Origin of the sequence: Exiguobacterium sp. s39 (assembly GCF_018618925.1) — a bacterium.
Classification (GTDB): domain Bacteria; phylum Bacillota; class Bacilli; order Exiguobacteriales; family Exiguobacteriaceae; genus Exiguobacterium_A; species Exiguobacterium_A abrahamii.
The window spans coordinates 121,531-142,598 of the sequence record NZ_JACSNA010000001.1 but is presented as its reverse complement, the minus strand read 5'-3'; the positions used below and the strand labels follow the sequence as shown (position 1 = coordinate 142,598).

Here is a 21,068-nt window from a genome sequence, read left to right as displayed (position 1 = left end):
ATTTCCTAGGAAATCGACCAGTTTCGCTTTCTTGTCCGTGGAAGTCATTCACATGTTTTCAAAAACGAATCCTATGCACTCTCATTGTTTTGGATTTAAAAAACGGGGAAACATTACTACGTACTGATAAAAGGAGATGACTGGACATGTTAAACGAAAAAAATCATGATTTACCAGATGAAAAGGCAGACGTTGGTCTTCACCCGGATCCTGATCCAGCTGAGACATCAGATCCCGGAATCAAGCCTGCGGAAACACAGCATCCGGATCCTGATCCAGAAGAGCTCGAGCGCGATCGAAAAAATTCGTGAATCTCACGCCATAGAAAAAGAGGTTGCGGAAATGATTCCGCAACCTCTTTTGGCATGTTCACTTAACTTTTACTAGTAGTTTCCCTGTGTTCGAACCATCGAACAAGCCAAGGAACGCATCTGGTACACGATCGAATCCTTCAAAGATCGTCTCTTCGTATTGCAACTTCCCTTCACTAACCCATTGACCAAGTTGCTCAGCTGCCTCTTTAAAACGTTTTCCATAGTCGCCCACTAAGAAACCTTGCATGCGCGCGCGCGCGATGATTAATTTCGATTGAACACGTGGACCAATGTCCTGTTGTGCGTTATATCCAGAAATGGCACCGCAGACTGGTACCCGCGCGAATGGATTGAGTCGATCAAGGACTGCATCACCAATCTCTCCGCCGACGTTTTCAAAATAGACATCGATCCCGTCTGGACATGTCCGGTCCAATGCCTCTCGGATGTCTTCCGTTTTATAGTTGATGACTTCATCAAAACCAAGATCTGCTTTTAAGTGTTGTAGCTTTTCGTCACTTCCTGCGATTCCGACGACACGTGCGCCTTTGATTTTAGCGATTTGACCAACGATCGATCCAACAGCCCCTGCTGCTGCCGATACGACGACCGTTTCCCCTGGTTGTGGATTCCCGATATCAAGCAATCCGAAATACGCTGTCATCCCTGTCATTCCGAGAACACCGAGTGCTGTTGAAATAGGTGCGATCTGCTCATCGATTTTACGAACGGTTTTTGCATCGACGACTGCTTTTGTTGCCCAATCGAGCATCCCAACAACGACATCACCTGACTTGAGCCCTTCACTTTTAGACTCGATGACACGTGCTACGACACCTCCGTGAATCGGTTCATCAATCTCAAATGGTTGCGAATAAGAACGCGCATCGTTCATACGCCCCCGCATATATGGATCGACCGAGATATAGAGTGACTCCAGTGCGACTTGTCCTTCCTTCAGCTCTGCTAACTCGAATGATTCATAGCGGAATGTTTCCCCTGTTGGTTTTCCGTTTGGTCGTGCTGCTAATACGATACGTTGTTCTGACATGATTCATGACCTCCTCATTCAATGTACTTCTTCACTGTAACAATTCCGTTTCTGAAAGACGAATCCTTTGCTCGTTTGGAATTTTCTAACTTTTTCTTGACGTCCTTATGTTCTTGCCGTAAGATAAAACACAATTCATAACTTTTATACTGTTATGCATAAAAGCGTTACATAAGGAGAGGACTTGTATGGATTCATCTATTTTGCGTCAGCCGCGTCAATTCGCCGTTCATGTTTTAAACGGACTCAGTATCGGAATTCTCGTTGCCCTTATTCCAGGAGCACTACTCGGGGAACTCGCTAAGGCATTATTGCCATACGTATCCGGAGCCCAGCATGTTTTAGATGCCACCACACTCGCGATGCGTCTTTTGCCGATGGTGATTGGTGTTGCCGTAGCCATGCAATTTAAAGTGACTCCGATTGCGACCACGTCGATTGGTCTTGCGACGGTCGTTGGATCAGGCGTTGCAACTCGTGCAGATGCGACCTTCGTTTTCGTCGGCACGGGCGACGTCATCAATGCTGGTCTGACGGCAGCTGTTGCGACAGCAATCGTCTTATTGATCGGTGAGCGTTTCAAGACGTATACGGTACTTGTCATGCCAACGATTTTGATTGTCGGTGCCGGTGGGATCGGTGTGTTAACGTACCCGTTCGTGACACGGATCACGACAGCGATCGGACATGTCATTTCAGACTTTACGGCACTTCAACCTGTCTTGATGGGTATTCTAATTGCGATTACTTTTTCCGTACTTATCGTTTCTCCGCTTTCAACGGTCGGCATTGCGACAGCCATCAGTTTATCCGGTGTTGCCGCCGGAGCTGCGAATCTAGGCGTCTGTGCCGCTGGATTCGGTCTTGCGATTGCCGGGTGGCAAGCGAATTCACGCGGAACGTCGATTGCTCATTTTCTTGGTTCTCCTAAAATCCAGATGGCGAACTTCATACGTAATCCATTGATGATCCTACCTGTCATGTGTAGTGCTGCTATCCTTGGCGCACTAGCAGGAATGCTCGGCGTCCAAGGTACGCCGTTTAGTGCCGGCTTCGGGATGTCTGGTCTAATCGGTCCGATCAATGCGTTACATCTGATGTCAGGGGGCTGGACATTGTTCAACATGACATTCGTTCTCGGATTATTCATCGTCTTGCCCGTCATTCTTTGTCTGTTGTTCCATCTGCTCTTCCGGAGATTCCGTCCATGGATGAGTGCAGAGCCATACCGACTGGATTTTGAGTAAGTTCATCGTTAGCGTTCTTTCATCACAAAAAAAGCCAAGCCGACCGTCTAAAAAATCGACGGATCGAACTTGGCTTTTTGATGCATTTATTTGATCACTGTCAGTAAGTCAAGCGGTGTCTCGATGACATGGTCCGCCGAATCCCACTCGGATTGTGTACCAAAACCGTACTGGCATAAGACGACCGGCATGTTTTCCTTACGGGCCGCTTCGACATCGGAAGACCGATCCCCAATCATCCAGTATGTTGCTTCCCCAAACTCCTCACGGTGCGCTCGTAAGATATCCGCTTTTTCTTTCCCGTTGACGGATTCTAAGCATTTCGGACTCGTAAAGAATGAACGAATTCTCTGGCTATCCAGCACAAGGTTTAGATAGTGGTTGCCACAATTACTCGCTGTTGAAATGGTATGTCCAGCGGAAACTAGCGCTTCTAATAAAGATCGAATTCCGTCGAACAAGACGTTCTGTTCTGCCATCGTCGCTTCTAGATGACCATGTCTTTTTTTACGAATCAACCGAATATCCTCTTCTGAGGCTTCCGGAATCGCCTTACGCCAAAAGGCACTTCCCGCCAAACCATAGCTCGCTTGTACACTCGATTGAGAAGGTTTTGGAAGATGCGGCATGTCCTCCATCGCTCGATGGATTGCTTCTGTCATCTGTTCCGTTGAATCAATCAATGTACCGTCAATATCGAATAAGATAATTGCCATGTTCCCACTCCTTTTAGATCTCTTTTTTTGCTTTTCTCTTTTTTTGAATCAAGTAGCCAACCGTAATCAACACGCCTAAACCAATCCAAACTATTGGATGATTGAGGTGGTGCAATTTTCGCCATTCATGTCCGACGGCTTTCCCGCCCCAAATGAAAATCGCCGACCAAAGGAAAAAGGAAATCGTCGTCACGACGGTAAACGTCCAGCGTGAAACACCAGTCAGACCGGCACCAATCGCAAATCCGATGCGCCACATCGGAGACAGAAGAAGGATATAGCGTCCCTTTGTCTCCATTTGTGTCTGAAACTGAAGCATTTTTGTTTCCGAAATCCGAAACCATTTGAATAAACGATTCAATAACCGTTCACTCCCGAACTGACCAATCGTAAAGAAGAGGTTCTGACTAATGACGAAGCTCACTACAGCGAGGAACAACATGAATAAAAGATTCGCCTGTGCGGTATGCACGAGATATCCGGCATACGCGAGCGGTACTTCGCTCGGTATGAATGGAAACATGAGCGTCATCATGATCCCGATATAACCGTATGATTCCATCCAATGGTGTCCCATCTTCGCCCCCCTCTCTCTTTACCAACTATTTCTAGTGTATCGAACTTTCAAGAAGGCGTACAGGAAACGGCTCTCCGTAGACAAAGAAGAGCGACTTCTCATAGTGAAGTCGCTCGGATCATTATCATCTATTTGATTAATACGCATCCTCACTTTGTACTGGTTGCGTACGACGCTTTTGTTGTTCATCTTGCCAGTCACTGAAACGTGTCAACTCTTCAAAGACTGTTTTCGTGACGAAAAGGATGACGGCGATATCGTCTGCGAAACCAAATCCGAGTACGAAATCAGGTACGAGATCAATCGGTGACACGAGGTAAATCAACGCTCCGATTACTTTTAAAATCGTCGTACGACGAATGTTGCGATATTCACCTGACTGGTACGCGCGAATCATATCGACGAACAACGTCAACGGCGAGAAGACGACGGACAAACGAGAGTTCCCGTTCACTTTAGCAGTTGCTCGTTGTAACAGCGAGTTCGTCTTTTTCGGGCGATCGATATAATCTTTTGCATCTTCGGCATATTGATTTTGTTGTTTTTCTAATTGTTGATTTGAGAATTTCATTCCTGTTTCCCCCATTCTAAAGTAACTTCAACGCTTTTCTATTTCCCTGTTCCTACGTATGATAATCCTGTCAGGTTTCAGGATATGATGGAACGGTAAAAAAGGGAGAGAAGCGTTACAGAAAGGATGATTTTTATGAATCATGTTAATCAAACCGTCATCATTACGGGAGCGGCGAATGGAATTGGTGCCGAACTCGCCCGCACCTACGCTACGCATGGCGCAAATGTCGTTCTTGCTGACATCGATCAGATGACAGGAGACGAACTAGTTCAACAAATTGAAGAAGATGGTGGAACGTCTTACTTCTATCACCTCGATATCCAACATGAAAAAGACGTTCAACTGTTGATCGAAAAAGCGATTGAACATACGGGTCGCATCGACATCGTCATCAACAACGCCGGTATCATGATCCGAAAACCCTTACTCGAATTGTCGCTTGAGGAATGGGATCGGGTTCATCATACGAACCTGCGTAGCATCTTTCTAACGACTAAGGCCGCTACACCCTATTTGAAACAAAGTAAAAGTGGTGGTCGGATCGTCAACCTCGCTTCGACCCGCGCCTTCATGTCGGAACCGCATACAGAATCTTATGCGTCGACGAAAGGTGGCATTTTTGCCCTGACCCATGCACTTGCTGTCTCACTCGGAGAAGACGGAATTCTCGTCAACGCGATTGCTCCGGGTTGGATCGAAACCGGTGACTACCAAGAATTATCACCCGAAGACCACAGTCAGCATCCAGCCGGTCGCGTCGGAAAACCAAGTGATGTCGCACGTGCTGCTCTTTATCTAACGCATCCAGATAACGACTTCTTGACGGGAGAAACACTGGTCCTAGACGGCGGGATGACACGAAAAATGATTTACGAAGAATGATTCATGAAGAGTGCCTGATTTAGGCACTCTATTATTATTTTCATTTTACAAAAACTATACTTATACCTTTCTCAATTCTTCTTAAACCTTCTCTTGATATGATGTTACAAAAATATATCTTCTGACATCATTCGGAAATCAATTGATTACACGATAAACTTCCCCTTCATATCAACGATTTGCCCTTATCCGAATCTTAATCAATCATTATTTTCATAAATTCTTCATACTTTTCGCTAGCTTCTCTTGCATTTTTTTAAAAGAATTGTAAAGTTGATTTTCCGATTTTCTTGTTAGAGTGGGAAAGGTAACACTTCATACAAGGGAAAGGAATGACGCTTAGTTTATGAAACGACCTTTCGGAAAGTCAATTGGGCTATCGCTCATGACACTCACTCTACTCGCAAGTCCGCTCATGACGACAACTCCCGTCGACGCGGCAAGTTCATATAAAGAAAAGCAACAACAAAACCAGCAACAACAATCGAAGCAACGTGAGGCGTTGTCTCAAAAGAATAACCAGTTATCTAAAGCACAACAACAAGTCTACGCACTGGATCAACAGATTAATGGGCTGACATTACAAGTCGTCGAGAATCAAAAGAAAATCGACGAGAACACGAAACAGATTGCTCGATTAGAAGATAAAATCGAGAAGCTACAAAAGAAAATCAAGAAACAAGAAAAAATGCTCGGTGATCGTCTGGCGGTCCGTCAGTCGAAAGCCGATAACGCTCCGCTGCTTGAGGCCGTATTCGGCGCAAAAGATGTCGGTGATATGATTAGCCGCTTCAATGCCTTCAATACAATCGCGGAAAGCGATGCTTCTTTGTTAAAAGATTACGAATCAAACAAAAAAGAACTGGCAGCTGCGAAAGAAGAACTAAAGCAGACACGCCAAGACTTGATTGAAGATCGTAATGTTTTAAAAAAGAAACAACGTGAACTGAAACAAGAAAAACAAAAGCGCACAGCACTTTTGAAGCGTCTGACGTCGCAAAAGAAAAAAATTGAATCCAATATCCTAAGCCTGAAAGAGGCATCGGCCCAACTGAAGGCACAGGAAGCAGCTGAAAAAGCAGCAGCACGAGCAGCAAAGGCAGCTGCCGCAAAAGCTGCGAAACAATCGGCAGCACCAGCATCTGTTAGCAAGGCCAGCACGAAAGTCATCTCAAAAGCAAAAGGTAAATTCATCAAACCTGCTCAAGGCTCTGTTTCGCAAGGAATGGGTGCAGCAAGCGGAAGCAATGGTTATGCGTACCACAATGGAACCGACTTCGCTGGTCCACTCAACTCGCCAATCGTTGCATCTGCAAGCGGGACAGTCATCTTAGCAAGTTCAGGTGGTCCTTACGGCAACCACGTCTATATCTCTCATAATATCGACGGGAAAACGTATACGACCGTTTATGCCCATATGAATGCCTTGAACGTTAAACAGGGACAACAAGTCAAACAAGGACAGCAAATCGGTGTTCTCGGAAGCAGCGGTAACTCAACTGGTCCACACTTGCATTTTGAAATCCACGATGGTGGGTACCAATATGATGCGAATGGACGGACGAATGAGCTCGACCCAGAAAGCTTCTTCTAAGTCGATTCAAGAAAAAGTGCACTTCTTCTCTTCCCGAGAAGGAGTGCACTTTTTGCTGTGTTCATTAAATTTTGAATTGATGTGTCTGACTGTCAAGCGACGTCGTCGTCGACTCGAGTTCTTGCATCAATTGATGAATCTGTTCAAACGAGGCCTGTTGATCACGCATCGAAGCAGCGATCTCTTCATTTCCAGCTGCAAGTTCTTCCATGACACCACTGACTGTACTGACTTGACCAACGACATGGCGGGCTTGTTGCTTCGAATGAACGAGTTGTTTCGTCACGTAATCGAGGGTTTCCGTCACACTCGCTACCTTTTGACGTGTTTCACCGAAAGCTTGTTGAACATGCGTAAAGTTCTCGACCTGATTCGTCTGCTCCCGCTCCGCTTGCACGAGTGCTTCTTGTAAAACAGCACCGTCCTGACGAATCGAACGGACAAGCGAGAAGATCGAGCGCGTCGCTTCGTGTGTCTCATCTGCTAACTTTTTAACTTCACTTGCCACGACGGCAAATCCTCGACCAGCTTCTCCAGCCCGTGCCGCCTCGATTGCCGCATTGAGTGACAATAAGTTCGTCTGCGCGGAGACTCCCGCGACAAGTTGTGCCATCTGTTCAATTTGTTGCGTCTGTTCTAAGAAACCTTCCAGTTTCTGACCGAGTTCGCGATTTTGTTCTGTTGACGCGCGAAGTGACCGTGCTTGCTGTTCCATGACGGAACTACTTTGAACCATCACGTGATCGGCCGCCTGTCCTTCTGCATAAGCCGTTTGTGCACGTTGTTCACTCTCTTCAAAGAGCAGTTGCATATCGGACATCGTACTGACTGTCGTCTGGATATCGTCCGACACTGTTTGTGTCCCACTTGCCATCTCATTGATCGCATGGGTCATGTTTCCCGATACTTCAACGATGTTCGCGTTCTCTGTCGTCGCTTCCGTACTCATCTGACGAATCGTGTTCGACGAACGACTAATCGTTCCGATGACCTCATGCAATGTTCCTTGCATCTGCGCAACCGCTGTCTCGAGTCGACCAATCTCATCTTTTCGACCGGATACGACTAATTCCTGCGATAAGTCTCCGTCCGAAATCTGTTCTGCCGTCCGGACGACACGGCTGATCGGTCGCGTGATGCTACGTGCGAAGTACCAGTTGTATAACGCAAGACCAATCAGGAGAATGAATGTCGCGATCAAGACAGTCCGCGTCAGATTTAATGTCTCGTCTTTTGCTTCACGTTGTAAGACATCATAAAACTCTCCATTTTTCGTATGTAACGTGTAGAGATCACTGAGGACACCCTCAATCTGTGCAGCGTGCGAGCGAATTTCAATCGGATTCATCGCGTCCGTCAGTTCTGTCCGCTTCGTTGCAAGCGTCTTATACTTCATATCCGCCCGGTTCAACTCTTCTTGAAATGCAGGAATCAAATACGTCTTCTGTAATTCGTTTAATGCTTGTTCGTTCTTTTTACTAAGTGCCTGTACTTGCTCCGCCTGACTCTCAGACGGTTGGCTTGCCAGTCGGTTCCAGGCTGCTTGTTCGTATAAGAGCTTCGTTTCAAGTTCTGAGATCTCAACGAGCTGTTTCCCATAATCTTCGTTGTAGGACTGAATTTGACGGAGCTGGAACAAAGTCCATCCCATCAAGATGACGACACTCAAAATCGTCACTAACGTTGAGAGTAAAAATCGTTTCCGTAACGTCATTGGATCGTCACCTTACCTTCGAGCACATCTTGCTGCAGCTGCTCTAATTTTTTTCGTTCTCCGTCCGTAAAGTTCGTGTTTCGGATTGGAGCCAACTGGATCGCTCCTTCTTTGACGCCAAGGACGACTTGTCCGGACTGTAGACCTTTCGCAGCTACATCTTGTCCGATTTTCGTAATCGCAAGATCAACTTGTTTTAGCATTGACGTCATGACGGCGTCAGGTGCAATCGCGGTCTGATCGCTATCGACACCGATGGCTTTTTTCCCCTTCGTTTGTGCTGCCTCAAGGACACCACTTCCCGTCAATCCAGCAGCTGCGTATAATACGTCTGCCTTTTTCTGCATCATTTCGTTTGCGAGCGTCCGTCCCTTTTCGGGCGCTGCAAAGTCTTCGGCATATTCGACGAGTACTTTTGTTTTTGGATTGACGGCTTTTGCGCCAGCTATGTATCCTTTTTCGAATTTTTCGATCAGAGGTGACTTCATCCCACCGACGAAACCAATCGTATTCGTCTTCGTTTGGATCCCTGCCGCAGCACCGGCTAAGTAACTACCCTCATCTTCCTTGAATGTAACCGAGAGCACGTTCGGTAACGTCGAAACAGCATCAATCAAGGCGAATTGTTGTTTCGGATATTTTTTAGCAACCGTTTCAAGATCCGTCTGTCCCATAAAGCCGAGTCCGACGATAACGGTCGGCTTCTTTTTCGCTAACGCTTCGAATGCTGCTTTATAAGTCTTCGTTTCATTCAATTCTCGGTAATCGATCGACCAGCCTTCCTTCTCGCGTAACAACGCCATACCACTCATTGCCGCATCGCTGAACGACTGATCGCCAAGACCCACATCAGACAAGACGACTGCCATTTCCTTTCTTTCCTTGACTGCCCGTTCTGGATCATCGATGACACTACCGCACCCTGCGAGGCTAAGTGTCGATGCCAGGATGATTCCACTCCATCGTTTCATCTATTCCACACCCTTCCAACATTCTACATCTGATTATCGGAAGCGATGTCTGACTTCTTAATACAAAATTTAAAATCAGAATGCTTTCATAACAAAAAAACATGCCCCTCTTAAAAAGAGGGACATGTCAGATATTCTTAGTAGTCGCTATCAGACGTACCGCCTGTAACGATTGCAATTCCTGCTGATGCACCAATTCGCGATGCACCTGCATCGATCATTGCTTTTGCACCTTCGAAGTCGCGAACACCACCAGATGCTTTAACACCGATGTCAGGACCAACTGTCTCACGCATGAGACGGATGTCTTCAACTGTAGCACCACCAGTTGAGAAACCAGTCGATGTCTTCACGAAGTTAGCACCTGCTTTAACTGAAAGTTCAGCAGCTGTTTTGATTTCTTCTTTTGTAAGAAGGCAGTTTTCGAAAATGACTTTAACGAGTGTACCGTTTGCCGCTTCGACAACCGCACGAATGTCACGTTCAACTAACTCAAGATCACCATCTTTTAATGCGCCGATGTTGAGAACCATATCGATTTCTGTTGCACCGTTTTGGATCGCATCTTTTGTTTCAAATGCTTTCACTTCTGGCGTGTTTGCTCCAAGTGGGAAGCCGATGACTGTACATACTTTGACGTTGTCATCTGATTTTAAGAGTTCTGCTGCTAACGCGACGTATGTTGGGTTAACACAGACGCTTGCGAATTTGTATTCTAATGCTTCTTTACAGAGTGTTTCGATCTGAGCACGTGATGTTTCTGGCTTCAGTGCCGTATGGTCGATCATTCCTGCTAAATTCATGTTTGTTGTCCTCCTTAAGGGTATCCCTTAGACTCTGTTTTTATTCTATCACGCAAGAGGTCAGACTTCTATCTTTTTACGCGACTTTTCGGAGCTGTTTTTTCCGAATCCAGACACCATTGAGCGTAAAGACGATTGCTGCTGTCCAAATACATGTAAACGCCACCATATGTGTTTTAGTAAATGGTTCGTGATAAAGCAATACACCGAGTCCAAGCGACAAGGTCGGTGCGACGAATTGGAGGAATCCGACCCACGTGAATGGAATCCGTTGTGCCCCGAATCCGAATAACAAAAGTGGAACAGCGGTGACAATCCCGGTCAAGATGAGTCCGGTCGTCGTACCGACAGATTCGGTCATCGAAGACGTCCCTTGTACTTGCCAATAGCCGAGGAAAATCAAAGCAAGCGGAAGCGGCGCCATCGTCTCAAGCGTCAGACTAACCGTTGATTCGAGCGGTCGCCGCTTTTTGACGACGCCGTAAAAGCCGAAGCTTAAGGCAAGTGCGATCGAAATCCATGGAAACTCGCCGTAGCCAATCGTCAAAATCAATACACCGATTGTCGCAAGGACAATCGATACCCACTCGATCCGTGAGAGCTTTTCACGAAAGAATACGACACCGAAGACGATGCTGACGAGCGGGTTGATATAATAGCCAAGCGATGCCTCGACAATAAATTGATGATTGACGGCCCAGATATAGATGAACCAGTTCAGACTGATGATCAGTCCGTTTAAGAAAAAGAGTCGGCGCGTGAACGGATCGCGCAGCGCCGTCTTCCACTTCCCAAGCGCTTTTTGAAATGATAATAAGATGAGCAGAAATAAGAATGACCAGATGATCCGGTGTGCCAGTATCTCTTCACTCGGTACATTGGCGAGCATCTTCCAGTAGAGCGGTAAGAGTCCCCAAATGATATACGCGACAAGTGTCGCAAAGAATCCTAGTAGATTCACGTAATCCCCTCTTTCATTATGATACCTTTTTCATTCGCATCTTTCCTGCCGATAAACCGCTGATCGTAAAGAGAGCAACAGCAATCCAAATGAACAGGAAAGCGATGAAGTGAATCGTCGTAAAGACGTCATTAAATAGATAAATTCCAAGGAGCAGCGTCAGCGTCGGGGCAATGTATTGGAGAATCCCGACGTAGACGAACGGGATTTTCGGCATTCCGTATCCGAATAACATCAATTGGACTGCTGTTGCGATTCCGAGCATGATGATCGCAATCAATGCACTCGTCGGCATCGCAAGCGGTTGACTATCTGTCACACCAAGCGTCAAGAGAGCGAACGGAAGCGTGACGAGTGTCTCTAAAAATAATCCGGATAATGGTTCGGCTGCTGCCTTTTTCTTTAGTACACCGTAAAATGCGAACGAAACGGCAAGTGAAAAGGCGATGATCGGAAATTGACCATAACCGAGCGTTAAAATCATCACACCGATGATTGCTGATAAAATTGCAATCACTTGCGGACGCGTCAATCGTTCCTTAAAAAAAATCAAACCGAACAAGACGCTGACGAGCGGATTGATGTAATACCCGAGTGACGACTCAACGATATACCCTTCCCCGATGGCGTACAGATAGAGCGACCAGTTCCCGCCTAATACGAGCCCTGCCGCAAGAACGGTATAGCGCTGGCGTTTGTTTTGCCATAATTGACGAACGAATTGGAATTTCTTCGTCAGGCGTAGTAACAACGTCACGAAGATGAACGCACTCAATATCCGAATTGAAACGACCGTCCATGCTGGAATACCAGCAGCAAATACTTTGTAGATCGGCAACAGTCCACCAATCACATAGGCGACGAATGTCGCACTCATACCCCGTTTATCCACGGTCATCCCCCTTATGTATGAAGAAAGCCGCCAGTGGCGACTTTCATTGAACCTTATTGCCCGTCAAGCGTCGTAAACAACTCGCGTAATTCCTCTTCTGTCAAATCACGCCAAGAACCAATCGGTAAATCGCCAAGCTCGATGTTCATGATCCGGACGCGTTGGAGACGCTTAACTCGGTAGCCGAACTCTTTACACATACGGCGAATCTGACGATTTAACCCTTGCGTCAAAATGATCCGGAATGTCCGTGTCTCAAGTGGTTCAACGATGCATTCCTTCGTTGTCGTACCGAGAATGTCAACACCACTCGCCATCCCTTGAATGAACGTATCCGTAATTGGTGCATCGACGGTTACGATATATTCTTTATCGTGATTGTTTTCTGCTCGTAAGATCCGGTTAACGACATCACCGTCATTCGTCAAAAGAATCAAGCCGTCTGAATCTTTATCGAGGCGACCGATTGGGAAAATCCGCTTCGGATGATTGACGAAATCGATGATGTTTCCTTCGATATCAAGCTCTGTCGTACACGTGATGCCGACTGGTTTATTTAAGACGATGTAGACAGGTTTTGGTTTTGTCTGGAGCGGCTGACCGTCGATTTCAACGACGTCCGTTTCTTCAGCTTGCGAGCCGAGTTCTGCTGTCAGACCGTTGATCGTCACACGACCTGCATCGATCAGTTTATCGGCAGCACGTCTTGAGCAAAAGCCCGTTTCGCTAATGAATTTGTTGATTCGCATGAATGATATCCTCTTTCCTTAATTGAACTGTATTCAGTGTAGCGCATTCCTGAAATGAAAACAAAAAAAGTGGCAAAGAAAACCAGAGGTTTCCTTTGCCCTTTCGATTAGACCGCAGCGTCTTTTAATGTCTGCATGATTCGAACGAATTGACCATCATTCATCGGATAGCCGGCTTTCGTGATTTTGACACGAACGAGTTGTCCGATCATTGACTCATCGCCTTCAATTGCAACACGCAGATAGTTATCCGTGTAACCGACGAGACGACCGCCTGCTTCTTCCGAAAATTCTTCCGGAATGATCTCAAGCAGTTCTCCTTCGTATTTCGAAGCATATTCCTTCGCGAGTTGATCCGATAAGGCAATCAAACGCGCGACGCGTTCTTCTTTGATCGATTCCTCGACTTGATCGTCCATCATCGCAGCCGGTGTTCCTGTCCGTTTCGAGTACGGGAAGACATGCAATTCACTGAACTTATGATCATTGATGAAGTTGAACGTTTCCATGAACTCTTCTTCCGTCTCGCCTGGGAAACCAACGATGACATCTGACGTGATTGCACAGTCAGGCAGGACTTCCTTCAGACGCGTGATCCGTTCTCCGAATTCCGCCATCGTATATTTACGACGCATCCGGCGAAGGACCGTATCGGATGCAGACTGGATCGGAACGTGTAAGTGACGAACGACGATCGGCGAATCCTTCAGGACATCAAGTACTTCATCCGTGATTTGACTCGCTTCGATCGACGAAATGCGCAAGCGTTCAAGTCCATTGACGGATTCGAGTGCTTTAAGTAATTTTGCTAAGTTGTAGTCTTTCAAGTCTTCTCCGTATCCACCTGTATGGATTCCCGTCAAGACGATTTCTTTGTAACCCGCATCAACGAGCTGTTGTGCTTGCTTCAAGACATCTTCCGGTTGACGAGACCGCATGAGACCACGCGCCCATGGGATGATACAGAACGTACAGAAGTTGTTACAACCTTCTTGAATTTTCAGCGAAGCCCGTGTCCGGTCCGTAAAGGCCGGTACATCCAGTTCTTCATAGACTTTTGCTTTCATGATGTTTCCGACCGCATTGATTGGCATGCGTTCTTCACGGAATTGTTCGATGTATCCAATCATTTTATGCCGATCTTGTGTTCCGACGACGACATCGACGCCAGGAATCGCCATGATCTCAGCAGGAGACGTTTGAGCATAACAACCCGTTACGCAGATGACACTATCCGGATTTTGGCGAATCGCCCGTCGGATGACTTGGCGACTTTTCTTATCTCCGGTATTCGTGACCGTACATGTATTGACGACATACACGTCCGCATGATCAGCAAAATCAACGCGTGCGTAGCCAGCGTCCTTGAACAGTTGCCAGACAGCTTCTGTTTCGTAATGGTTGACTTTACAGCCAAGCGTTTGAAAGGCAACAGTTGCCATTTCGTTCACCCTTTCAATTCAAAATGATACGAGACGGCGGAAAGGACATACAATGGTGCCGTTTCCGTCCGTAAGATGCGACGCCCTAGAGCGGCTTTTTTAAAACCGGCATCCGTCAAACGTGCGATTTCTGCTTCAGCGAACCCACCTTCAGGTCCGATGACGACAAGAAGGGAATCACCCTCTTGCAATCCAGCAAGCGTCGTAGCGAGGACGGAGGCCTCCCCTTGTTTCGCTGATTCTTCATAGGCAACCAGACAAGCCGTATAGTTCGATGCATCCTGTAAGACTTCATCATACGCCACGAAGTCGACTGTCGGCAAGTGGGCACGGTACGATTGTTCCGCTGCTTCCTTGACGATTTTTTCGAGTCGTTCAATCTTTTTCGGAACCTTCTTTTGATCCCATTTCGAGACGGAACGGTCGGCTTCGAAAATTCGTAGATGATGGATCCCGAGTTCCGTTGCTTTTTGGGCAACGAGTTCGATCTTATCGCCTTTTGGCAATCCATGGGCGATCGTCACACGAATCGGTAATTCCGTCTCGATCGGTAGAGTCTCTTCGATCCGGGCAGAAGCCGCTTGTTTATCGAGTGCTTCCAGACGGCACCGGTAAAGACCTGTCCCGTCGAGTACGAGAATCTCTCCGCCGACTTCCATCCGCATGACGTTTTTCATATGGTGTGCGTCGTCTTTCGGGAGATGAAACACATCTCCCTGACGCATCGAGGGCTCGACGAAATACCGTTGCATGCGTTTACGCCTCCCGTTTCGCGATGATCGCGACCCAGTCCTCAAGCTTCGTCGTCTCGACGATCGTAAATCCTGCTTCTTGCATCGCTTGTACGACCATATCCTTCTTCTGACTGATGATACCGGAAGCGATGAAATGACCGCCTGGTAACGTCAACGTATAGGCATCCTTGACGAAGAGAAGGATGACTTCCGCTAAGATGTTCGCGACGATCAACTCGACCGGCTCACTCAATTCCTTCATCAAGTCACCTTGACGGACCGTGATCTGCTCACTGACTTCGTTCAAAGCGACGTTTTCCGTCGCTGATTTGACAGCGACTTCGTCTAAATCGAGTGCAAAGACATCCTTTGCCCCAAGCTTCGCTGCTGCAATCGCTAGGACACCGGATCCCGTTCCGACATCGACGACACGGTCTTGCTCTTGCAAGTAGTTCTCAATCGCTTGAATACAGAGGACCGTCGTCGGGTGTGTTCCCGTTCCGAATGCCATGCCTGGATCGAGCTCGATGATTTTTTCATCCGGTTGTGGTGTATAATCTTCCCACATCGGGACGACCGTCAGATGGCGACTGATCTTGACTGGCTTATAGAATTGTTTCCATGAATGAGCCCAATCTTCTTCATCTACTTGAGTCAGCGTGACAGCACCCGTGCCAATCGACAGACCGAAGTTCGTCAACTGCTGGATATCATGTTCGATGCCTTTGATCGTGTCCGTCAAATCGCTGCTTTCTGCAAGATACGCCTTCACGAGTACACCTTGAGTCGGGTACTCGTCTCGTTTCGTCTCATCCCAAATTTCACCGAAGTTATCTTCGCGGTGGGACATCATCTCGAAATCTTCGACGTCCTCGATGACGACTCCGCTTGCTCCCGCTTCATGTAAGATGTTTGAAACTGCTTCGATGGCTTCTTGTGTCGTATGGACACAGATCTCTGACCATTTCATTTCTTGTCACGCTCCTCTGTAGTGATCACCCTGTAAAGAATGTCTTGATCCGGCTGAAGACACCTTCGTGTTGCTCTTCGACACCTTTTTCATCGCTGATTTCATTGAATTCCCGTAAGAGTTCTTTTTGACGTTCCGTCAGATTCTTCGGTGTAATGACGACGACATTGACGTACTGGTCGCCATGGTGACCGGACCGAACGTTCGGCATCCCTTTTCCACGGAGCCGGAACCGTGATCCTGTCTGTGTTCCGGCTGGAATCTTCAGACTGACCTTACCGTGAACAGTCGGCACTTCGATTTCATCGCCAAGTGTTGCTTGCGCGAATGTAAGTGGCATATCCATGACGATATGATCGTCGACACGTTCGAACAGTTCGTGTGCTGCGACACGAACGACGACATACAAGTCACCTGCTGGTCCACCGTTGACACCGGCTTCCCCTTTACCTGCTAAGCGGATTTGTTGCCCATTATCGATTCCTGCTGGAATTTTGACACGGACATCTTTGTTTTTACGAACGCGACCAGCTCCACGACATGTTTCACATGGCTCCTTGACGATTTGTCCACGGCCGTGACACGTTGAACATGTCGTTTGGTTAACAACACGACCGAACATCGTGTTTTGTTCGACGTTGATGTGACCCGAACCACCGCATCGTTTACATGTTTCCGGCTGTGATCCTGGTTTAGCACCCGAACCATGACATGTCCCGCAATCTTCTTCGACTGGGATCGTGATCGTCTTCTCGACGCCTGTGACCGATTCCATGAAGTCGATTTCCTCGACGTATTGTAAATCCTGTCCTTTACGTGGTGCATTTGGATCTTGACGACGTCCGCCACCGAAGAACATGTCGAAGATGTCTCCGAATCCTTCAGCTCCACTGAATCCACCGCCACCTTGCGATGGATCTTGGTGACCGAATTGATCGTAACGTGCTCGTTTATTGTCATCGGATAACACTTCATACGCTTCCGATAATTCCTTGAATTTCGCATCCGCATCCGCTTCCTTGTTGACGTCCGGGTGGTACGTCCGGGCAAGCTTACGGTACGCGCGTTTGATTTCCGCTGATGAGGCATCGCGCGCGACGCCTAGTACTTCATAATAATCGCGTTTTTCCACGTGCAGTCTTCCTCTCTCTATTCCGATTCATTTCATACTGTTTGATTTTACCGAACTTCGTGCGACATGGAAAGAGCCAAAGCGCGGATACGCTTTGGCTCTCTCTAGCGCCCGAAAAATCGGTCGGATGAATTACTTGTTGTCTTTCTCGTCGACTTCTTCGAACTCAGCGTCCATGACGTTGTCGTCTTGACCACCAGCTTGTGCGCCTTCAGCGCCCGCTTGTTGCTGTGCCATGTTCTCGTAGACTTTTTGTGTCAACTCTTGGACGACTGTCGACAATTCGTCTTTTGCAGAACGGATTGCTTCGATGTCTGTTCCTTCGAGAGCTTTTGTTACTTTTTCTTTTGCAGCTTCTGCTTTTTCTTTATCAGCGTCAGCGACTTGCTCACCGAGGTCTTTGATTGCTTTATCTGTTGCGAAGACGAGTTGGTCTGCTTCGTTGCGTAATTCGACTTCTTCTTTACGCTTGTTGTCTGCGTCCGCGTTTGCTTCTGCATCTTTGACCATTTGCTCGATATCCGCTTCAGTCAAACCGCTTGATGATTGAATCGTGATCGACTGTTCTTTGTTCGTTCCGAGATCTTTCGCAGAAACGTTAACGATACCGTTCGCGTCGATGTCGAATTTAACTTCGATTTGTGGCACACCACGTGGTGCTGGCGGAATGTCCGTCAATTGGAAGCGACCAAGTGTTTTGTTATCTGCTGCCATTGGACGTTCCCCTTGGAGGACGTGGATGTCAACAGCTGGTTGGCTGTCTGCCGCAGTCGAGAAGACTTGTGATTTCGAAGTCGGGATCGTTGTGTTGCGATCGATCAATTTCGTCATCACGCCACCCATTGTCTCGATACCGAGTGAGAGTGGAGTTACGTCGAGAAGAACGACGTCTTTGACGTCTCCTGTCAATACGCCACCTTGAACCGCTGCACCGAGTGCAACGACTTCATCCGGGTTAACCCCTTTGAACGATTCTTTACCAGTGAAGTCTTGGATTGCTTTTTGAACTGCAGGAATACGAGTCGAACCACCAACGAGGATGATTTTGTCGATTTTGTCTGGTGTCAGACCTGCATCGTTCATAGCACGGCGTGTTGGTTCCATCGTACGTTCAACGAGATCTGCTGTGAGATCGTCGAATTTCGCGCGTGAAAGTGTCATTTCCAAGTGAAGTGGACCTGATGCGCCAGCTGTGATGAACGGAAGGCTGATTTGTGTTGAAGAAACACCTGAAAGGTCTTTTTTCGCTTTTTCAGCTGCATCTTTCAAACGTTGAAGCGCCATCTTATCTTGAGCAAGATCGATGCCGTTTTCTTTTTTGAATTCTGCTACAAGATGGTCGATGATTTTTTGGTCGAAATCATCTCCACCAAGACGGCTGTCACCAGCAGTTGAAACAACTTCAAAGACGCCATCACCGAGTTCAAGGATCGACACGTCGAACGTACCGCCACCAAGGTCATAGATGAGGATCGTGTGATCTTCGCCTTTTTCGAGACCGTATGCGAGTGCTGCCGCTGTAGGCTCGTTGATGATCCGTTTTACATCAAGACCAGCAATCGTACCAGCGTCTTTTGTCGCTTGGCGTTCTGCATCGTTGAAGTAAGCAGGTACTGTGATGACAGCTTCTGTGACTTTTTCACCGAGGTAGTCTTCTGCTTGCGCTTTTAGTTTTTGAAGGATGATCGCAGAGACTTCTTGTGGTGTGTAGTCTTTGCCTTCAACTTCTACTTTATAGTCCGTACCCATATGACGCTTGATCGACATGATCGTGTTCGGGTTCGTGATCGCTTGACGTTTTGCGACTTCCCCTACTTGACGCTCGCCGTTTTTGAATGCGACGACAGATGGTGTCGTACGGTTTCCTTCTGCGTTAGCGATGACGACTGGTTCGCCACCTTCCATTACTGCAACACATGAGTTCGTTGTACCTAAGTCAATACCGATGATTTTTGCCATGATCTATTTCCTCGCTTTCAATGATTGGAATAATAAAGTGCAAGCCGATTACTCAGCTACTTTAACCATACTCGGACGAATCACACGATCGTGCAATTTGTACCCTTTTTGGAATTCAGCGATGACGACACCTGATTCGTGTTCTTCGCTCGCTTCTTGAACGACCGCTTGGTGTAAGTTCGGATCGAACGCTTCACCGACTGCTGGAATCTCGACGACGCCTTCATTTTGAAGCGTTTCGACGAGTTGACGTTTCACCATCTCAACACCCGTCAAGACGGATTTCGTCTCCTCGTTTTCCGTCTCGATTTGGAGCGCACGGTCCAAGTTATCGACGAGTGGTAACAGCTTTTCGACGATGGCTTGTGAAGAATACTTCGCGCGATTCTCTGCTTCGACACGGTTACGACGCTTGAAGTTCTCAAAATCCGCACGGAGGCGTAATTCTGAAGCTTTTGCTTCTGCGAGTTGTGCTTCGAAGTCTGGTTTCTCGTCTTCGACGAGATCCGCTTGAATGACTTCTTCTTCTGTGACTTCGACGGTTTCAGTCGGCTCTGTCACGTTTTCTTCTTGTTGGAGGTTTTGATTCTGTTCTTTTTCTTCCACTCTGAATCGAGCCCCTTTCTATATTCAATCCAAATTGTTCTTATGCAATTCGGTTTGGAATGCTTGAAGTAGATGGATGATCGAGTTGATTCCCCGGTTGTAATCCATCCGTTTCGGTCCGATCAAGGCAAGTGTCCCGATCGAGACACCGTCGACCGAATAATGGGCCCGGATGACGCTACAATCTTTTAATGCATCCACATTGTTCTCACTCCCGATCGTAATCAGGATTTGATTATCGAGATTCGGTCGTAGGAAGTCGAGAACGGCTTCTTGCTGTTCGATCAACTCGAGAACAGGTCGTAGTTTTGCGACGTCCTGAAATTCGGGCTGATCGAACATGTTGGCTTTCCCGCCCAGATAGATGAACGGTCGCTCCTCTTGATCCGTCAAGACGAGATCAAGTGCCTTCGAAAGCAACACCGTCTGTTCAGAATGCTCTGAACGGAAGCGACGGATTTCCTCGAGCAGACGACTGCGCAAGGCTGAGAGCGGCGTACCGCGTAACGTCTGATTCAGACGTTCCATCAGTCGGCTCGCTGCTTCCTGGGACAACGCTTGATTCAATTGCAGGGTCTTGTGTTCGACATGTCCCGTCTCGGTGACGAGAACGATGACGACACGACCTTCGGCAAGAGGAATCAATTCCAGATGATGCAAGCGTTGTCCTTCTTCTTTTGGTCCAAGTACAAGCGTCGTGTAATGGGTTAAATCGCTCAACAGGTCTGCTGTGTGCCGAATCAACCGATCATTCTCATTCACGGAATGGGCAAAGAGTGATTTCAATGCCTGCGCTTCTTTTGGTGTGATGCTTTCCGGACGAATCAGATGGTCGACATAAAAACGATATCCGAGTTCGGAAGGAATCCGTCCTGCGGAAGTGTGTGGCTTTTCAATCAGCCCCATCTCTTCGAGGTCCGCCATCTCGTTGCGAATGGTCGCGGAACTGAACGTCACGTCGTCTCGCTTGGAGAGCGTCCGTGAGCCGACGGGTTGAGCAGTCTTGATGTAATCATCGACGATTGCACGTAAAATCAACAATTGACGATCCGTCAGCACCTTCTTCACCACCTTATTTTGTTAGCACTCACTTTTAACGAGTGCTAATTACATCTTTTACTATAAGGAATTGTCCGTCCGATGTCAACCGAATTGCGTGACCCTTTGAACAGTTTCCCAT

At 47.4% G+C, this 21,068-nt stretch carries 21 protein-coding genes; 4 read left to right on the top strand and 17 right to left on the bottom strand.

Annotated features, from left to right (window positions below; all coding sequences use genetic code 11):
• The first annotated feature begins 146 nt into the window (after positions 1–146).
• Entirely contained in the window at positions 147–311 is a 165-nt protein-coding gene (locus KNQ11_RS00750) for a hypothetical protein (RefSeq protein WP_167507528.1), read from the top strand.
• 58 nt (positions 312–369) lie between these two features.
• Here KNQ11_RS00750 and KNQ11_RS00745 read toward each other — a convergent pair whose 3' ends face one another.
• Positions 370–1,365: an NADP-dependent oxidoreductase gene (locus tag KNQ11_RS00745; protein WP_050678356.1), complete on the bottom strand. Its 996-nt coding sequence runs from the start codon at positions 1,363–1,365 to the stop codon at positions 370–372.
• A gap of 188 nt (positions 1,366–1,553) precedes the next feature.
• Between KNQ11_RS00745 and KNQ11_RS00740 the strand changes: the two genes are divergently transcribed.
• Positions 1,554–2,612, top strand: coding sequence for a PTS sugar transporter subunit IIC (locus KNQ11_RS00740; protein ID WP_050678355.1), 1,059 nt, complete (start codon positions 1,554–1,556; stop codon positions 2,610–2,612).
• An 86-nt stretch (positions 2,613–2,698) separates the two neighbouring features.
• On the opposite strand, the gene KNQ11_RS00735 is transcribed toward KNQ11_RS00740, so the two are convergent.
• From KNQ11_RS00735 to KNQ11_RS00725, 3 genes are all read right to left on the bottom strand, one after another.
• On the bottom strand, positions 2,699–3,328 hold the full coding sequence (locus tag KNQ11_RS00735; protein ID WP_214768990.1) for an HAD family hydrolase: 630 nt from the start codon (positions 3,326–3,328) through the stop codon (positions 2,699–2,701).
• Between the two features lie 13 nt (positions 3,329–3,341).
• Positions 3,342–3,905, bottom strand: coding sequence for a DedA family protein (locus tag KNQ11_RS00730; protein ID WP_035398399.1), 564 nt, complete (start codon positions 3,903–3,905; stop codon positions 3,342–3,344).
• A gap of 136 nt (positions 3,906–4,041) precedes the next feature.
• Positions 4,042–4,476: a YkvA family protein gene (locus tag KNQ11_RS00725; RefSeq protein WP_029341012.1), complete on the bottom strand. Its 435-nt coding sequence runs from the start codon at positions 4,474–4,476 to the stop codon at positions 4,042–4,044.
• Positions 4,477–4,611: 135 nt separating this feature from the next.
• Between KNQ11_RS00725 and KNQ11_RS00720 the strand changes: the two genes are divergently transcribed.
• Positions 4,612–5,361: an SDR family NAD(P)-dependent oxidoreductase gene (locus KNQ11_RS00720; protein ID WP_214768987.1), complete on the top strand. Its 750-nt coding sequence runs from the start codon at positions 4,612–4,614 to the stop codon at positions 5,359–5,361.
• 385 nt (positions 5,362–5,746) lie between these two features.
• Positions 5,747–6,955 carry a murein hydrolase activator EnvC family protein gene (locus tag KNQ11_RS00715; protein ID WP_251133592.1) on the top strand — a complete coding sequence of 403 codons (1,209 nt, stop codon included), beginning with the start codon at positions 5,747–5,749 and terminating at the stop codon, positions 6,953–6,955.
• A 64-nt stretch (positions 6,956–7,019) separates the two neighbouring features.
• On the opposite strand, the gene KNQ11_RS00710 is transcribed toward KNQ11_RS00715, so the two are convergent.
• From KNQ11_RS00710 to hrcA, 13 genes are all read right to left on the bottom strand, one after another.
• Entirely contained in the window at positions 7,020–8,669 is a 1,650-nt protein-coding gene (locus KNQ11_RS00710) for a methyl-accepting chemotaxis protein (protein WP_214768981.1), read from the bottom strand.
• A complete protein-coding gene (locus KNQ11_RS00705; RefSeq protein ID WP_058704806.1) occupies positions 8,666–9,640 on the bottom strand; it encodes a BMP family lipoprotein in 975 nt (324 codons plus the stop codon). Before KNQ11_RS00705 ends, KNQ11_RS00710 begins: the two co-directional genes overlap by 4 nt.
• A gap of 137 nt (positions 9,641–9,777) precedes the next feature.
• Positions 9,778–10,443 (bottom strand): deoxyribose-phosphate aldolase, encoded by a 666-nt coding sequence (gene deoC, locus KNQ11_RS00700; RefSeq protein ID WP_214768979.1) that lies wholly within the window; start codon positions 10,441–10,443, stop codon positions 9,778–9,780.
• A 76-nt stretch (positions 10,444–10,519) separates the two neighbouring features.
• Complete coding sequence (rarD, locus tag KNQ11_RS00695; RefSeq protein ID WP_214768976.1) at positions 10,520–11,404, bottom strand: EamA family transporter RarD; 885 nt, start codon at positions 11,402–11,404, stop codon at positions 10,520–10,522.
• Between the two features lie 16 nt (positions 11,405–11,420).
• Entirely contained in the window at positions 11,421–12,302 is an 882-nt protein-coding gene (gene rarD / locus KNQ11_RS00690) for an EamA family transporter RarD (protein ID WP_238239084.1), read from the bottom strand.
• Between the two features lie 47 nt (positions 12,303–12,349).
• The gene (rluF, locus tag KNQ11_RS00685; protein WP_023467446.1) at positions 12,350–13,045 is read right to left on the bottom strand and encodes a 23S rRNA pseudouridine(2604) synthase RluF; all 696 of its coding nucleotides are present in this window, start codon (positions 13,043–13,045) and stop codon (positions 12,350–12,352) included.
• Positions 13,046–13,152: 107 nt separating this feature from the next.
• The gene (mtaB, locus tag KNQ11_RS00680; RefSeq protein WP_023467445.1) at positions 13,153–14,487 is read right to left on the bottom strand and encodes a tRNA (N(6)-L-threonylcarbamoyladenosine(37)-C(2))-methylthiotransferase MtaB; all 1,335 of its coding nucleotides are present in this window, start codon (positions 14,485–14,487) and stop codon (positions 13,153–13,155) included.
• A 5-nt stretch (positions 14,488–14,492) separates the two neighbouring features.
• Complete coding sequence (locus tag KNQ11_RS00675) at positions 14,493–15,239, bottom strand: 16S rRNA (uracil(1498)-N(3))-methyltransferase (RefSeq protein WP_058704804.1); 747 nt, start codon at positions 15,237–15,239, stop codon at positions 14,493–14,495.
• A gap of 4 nt (positions 15,240–15,243) precedes the next feature.
• Positions 15,244–16,191 (bottom strand): 50S ribosomal protein L11 methyltransferase, encoded by a 948-nt coding sequence (gene prmA / locus KNQ11_RS00670; RefSeq protein WP_029341002.1) that lies wholly within the window; start codon positions 16,189–16,191, stop codon positions 15,244–15,246.
• Positions 16,192–16,216: 25 nt separating this feature from the next.
• The gene (dnaJ, locus tag KNQ11_RS00665) at positions 16,217–17,323 is read right to left on the bottom strand and encodes a molecular chaperone DnaJ (RefSeq protein ID WP_214768975.1); all 1,107 of its coding nucleotides are present in this window, start codon (positions 17,321–17,323) and stop codon (positions 16,217–16,219) included.
• Between the two features lie 132 nt (positions 17,324–17,455).
• Entirely contained in the window at positions 17,456–19,282 is a 1,827-nt protein-coding gene (gene dnaK / locus KNQ11_RS00660) for a molecular chaperone DnaK (protein WP_035398411.1), read from the bottom strand.
• 48 nt (positions 19,283–19,330) lie between these two features.
• On the bottom strand, positions 19,331–19,888 hold the full coding sequence (gene grpE, locus KNQ11_RS00655) for a nucleotide exchange factor GrpE (protein ID WP_023467440.1): 558 nt from the start codon (positions 19,886–19,888) through the stop codon (positions 19,331–19,333).
• A 24-nt stretch (positions 19,889–19,912) separates the two neighbouring features.
• Entirely contained in the window at positions 19,913–20,947 is a 1,035-nt protein-coding gene (gene hrcA / locus KNQ11_RS00650) for a heat-inducible transcriptional repressor HrcA (RefSeq protein WP_023467439.1), read from the bottom strand.
• Between the last annotated feature and the right edge of the window lie 121 nt (positions 20,948–21,068).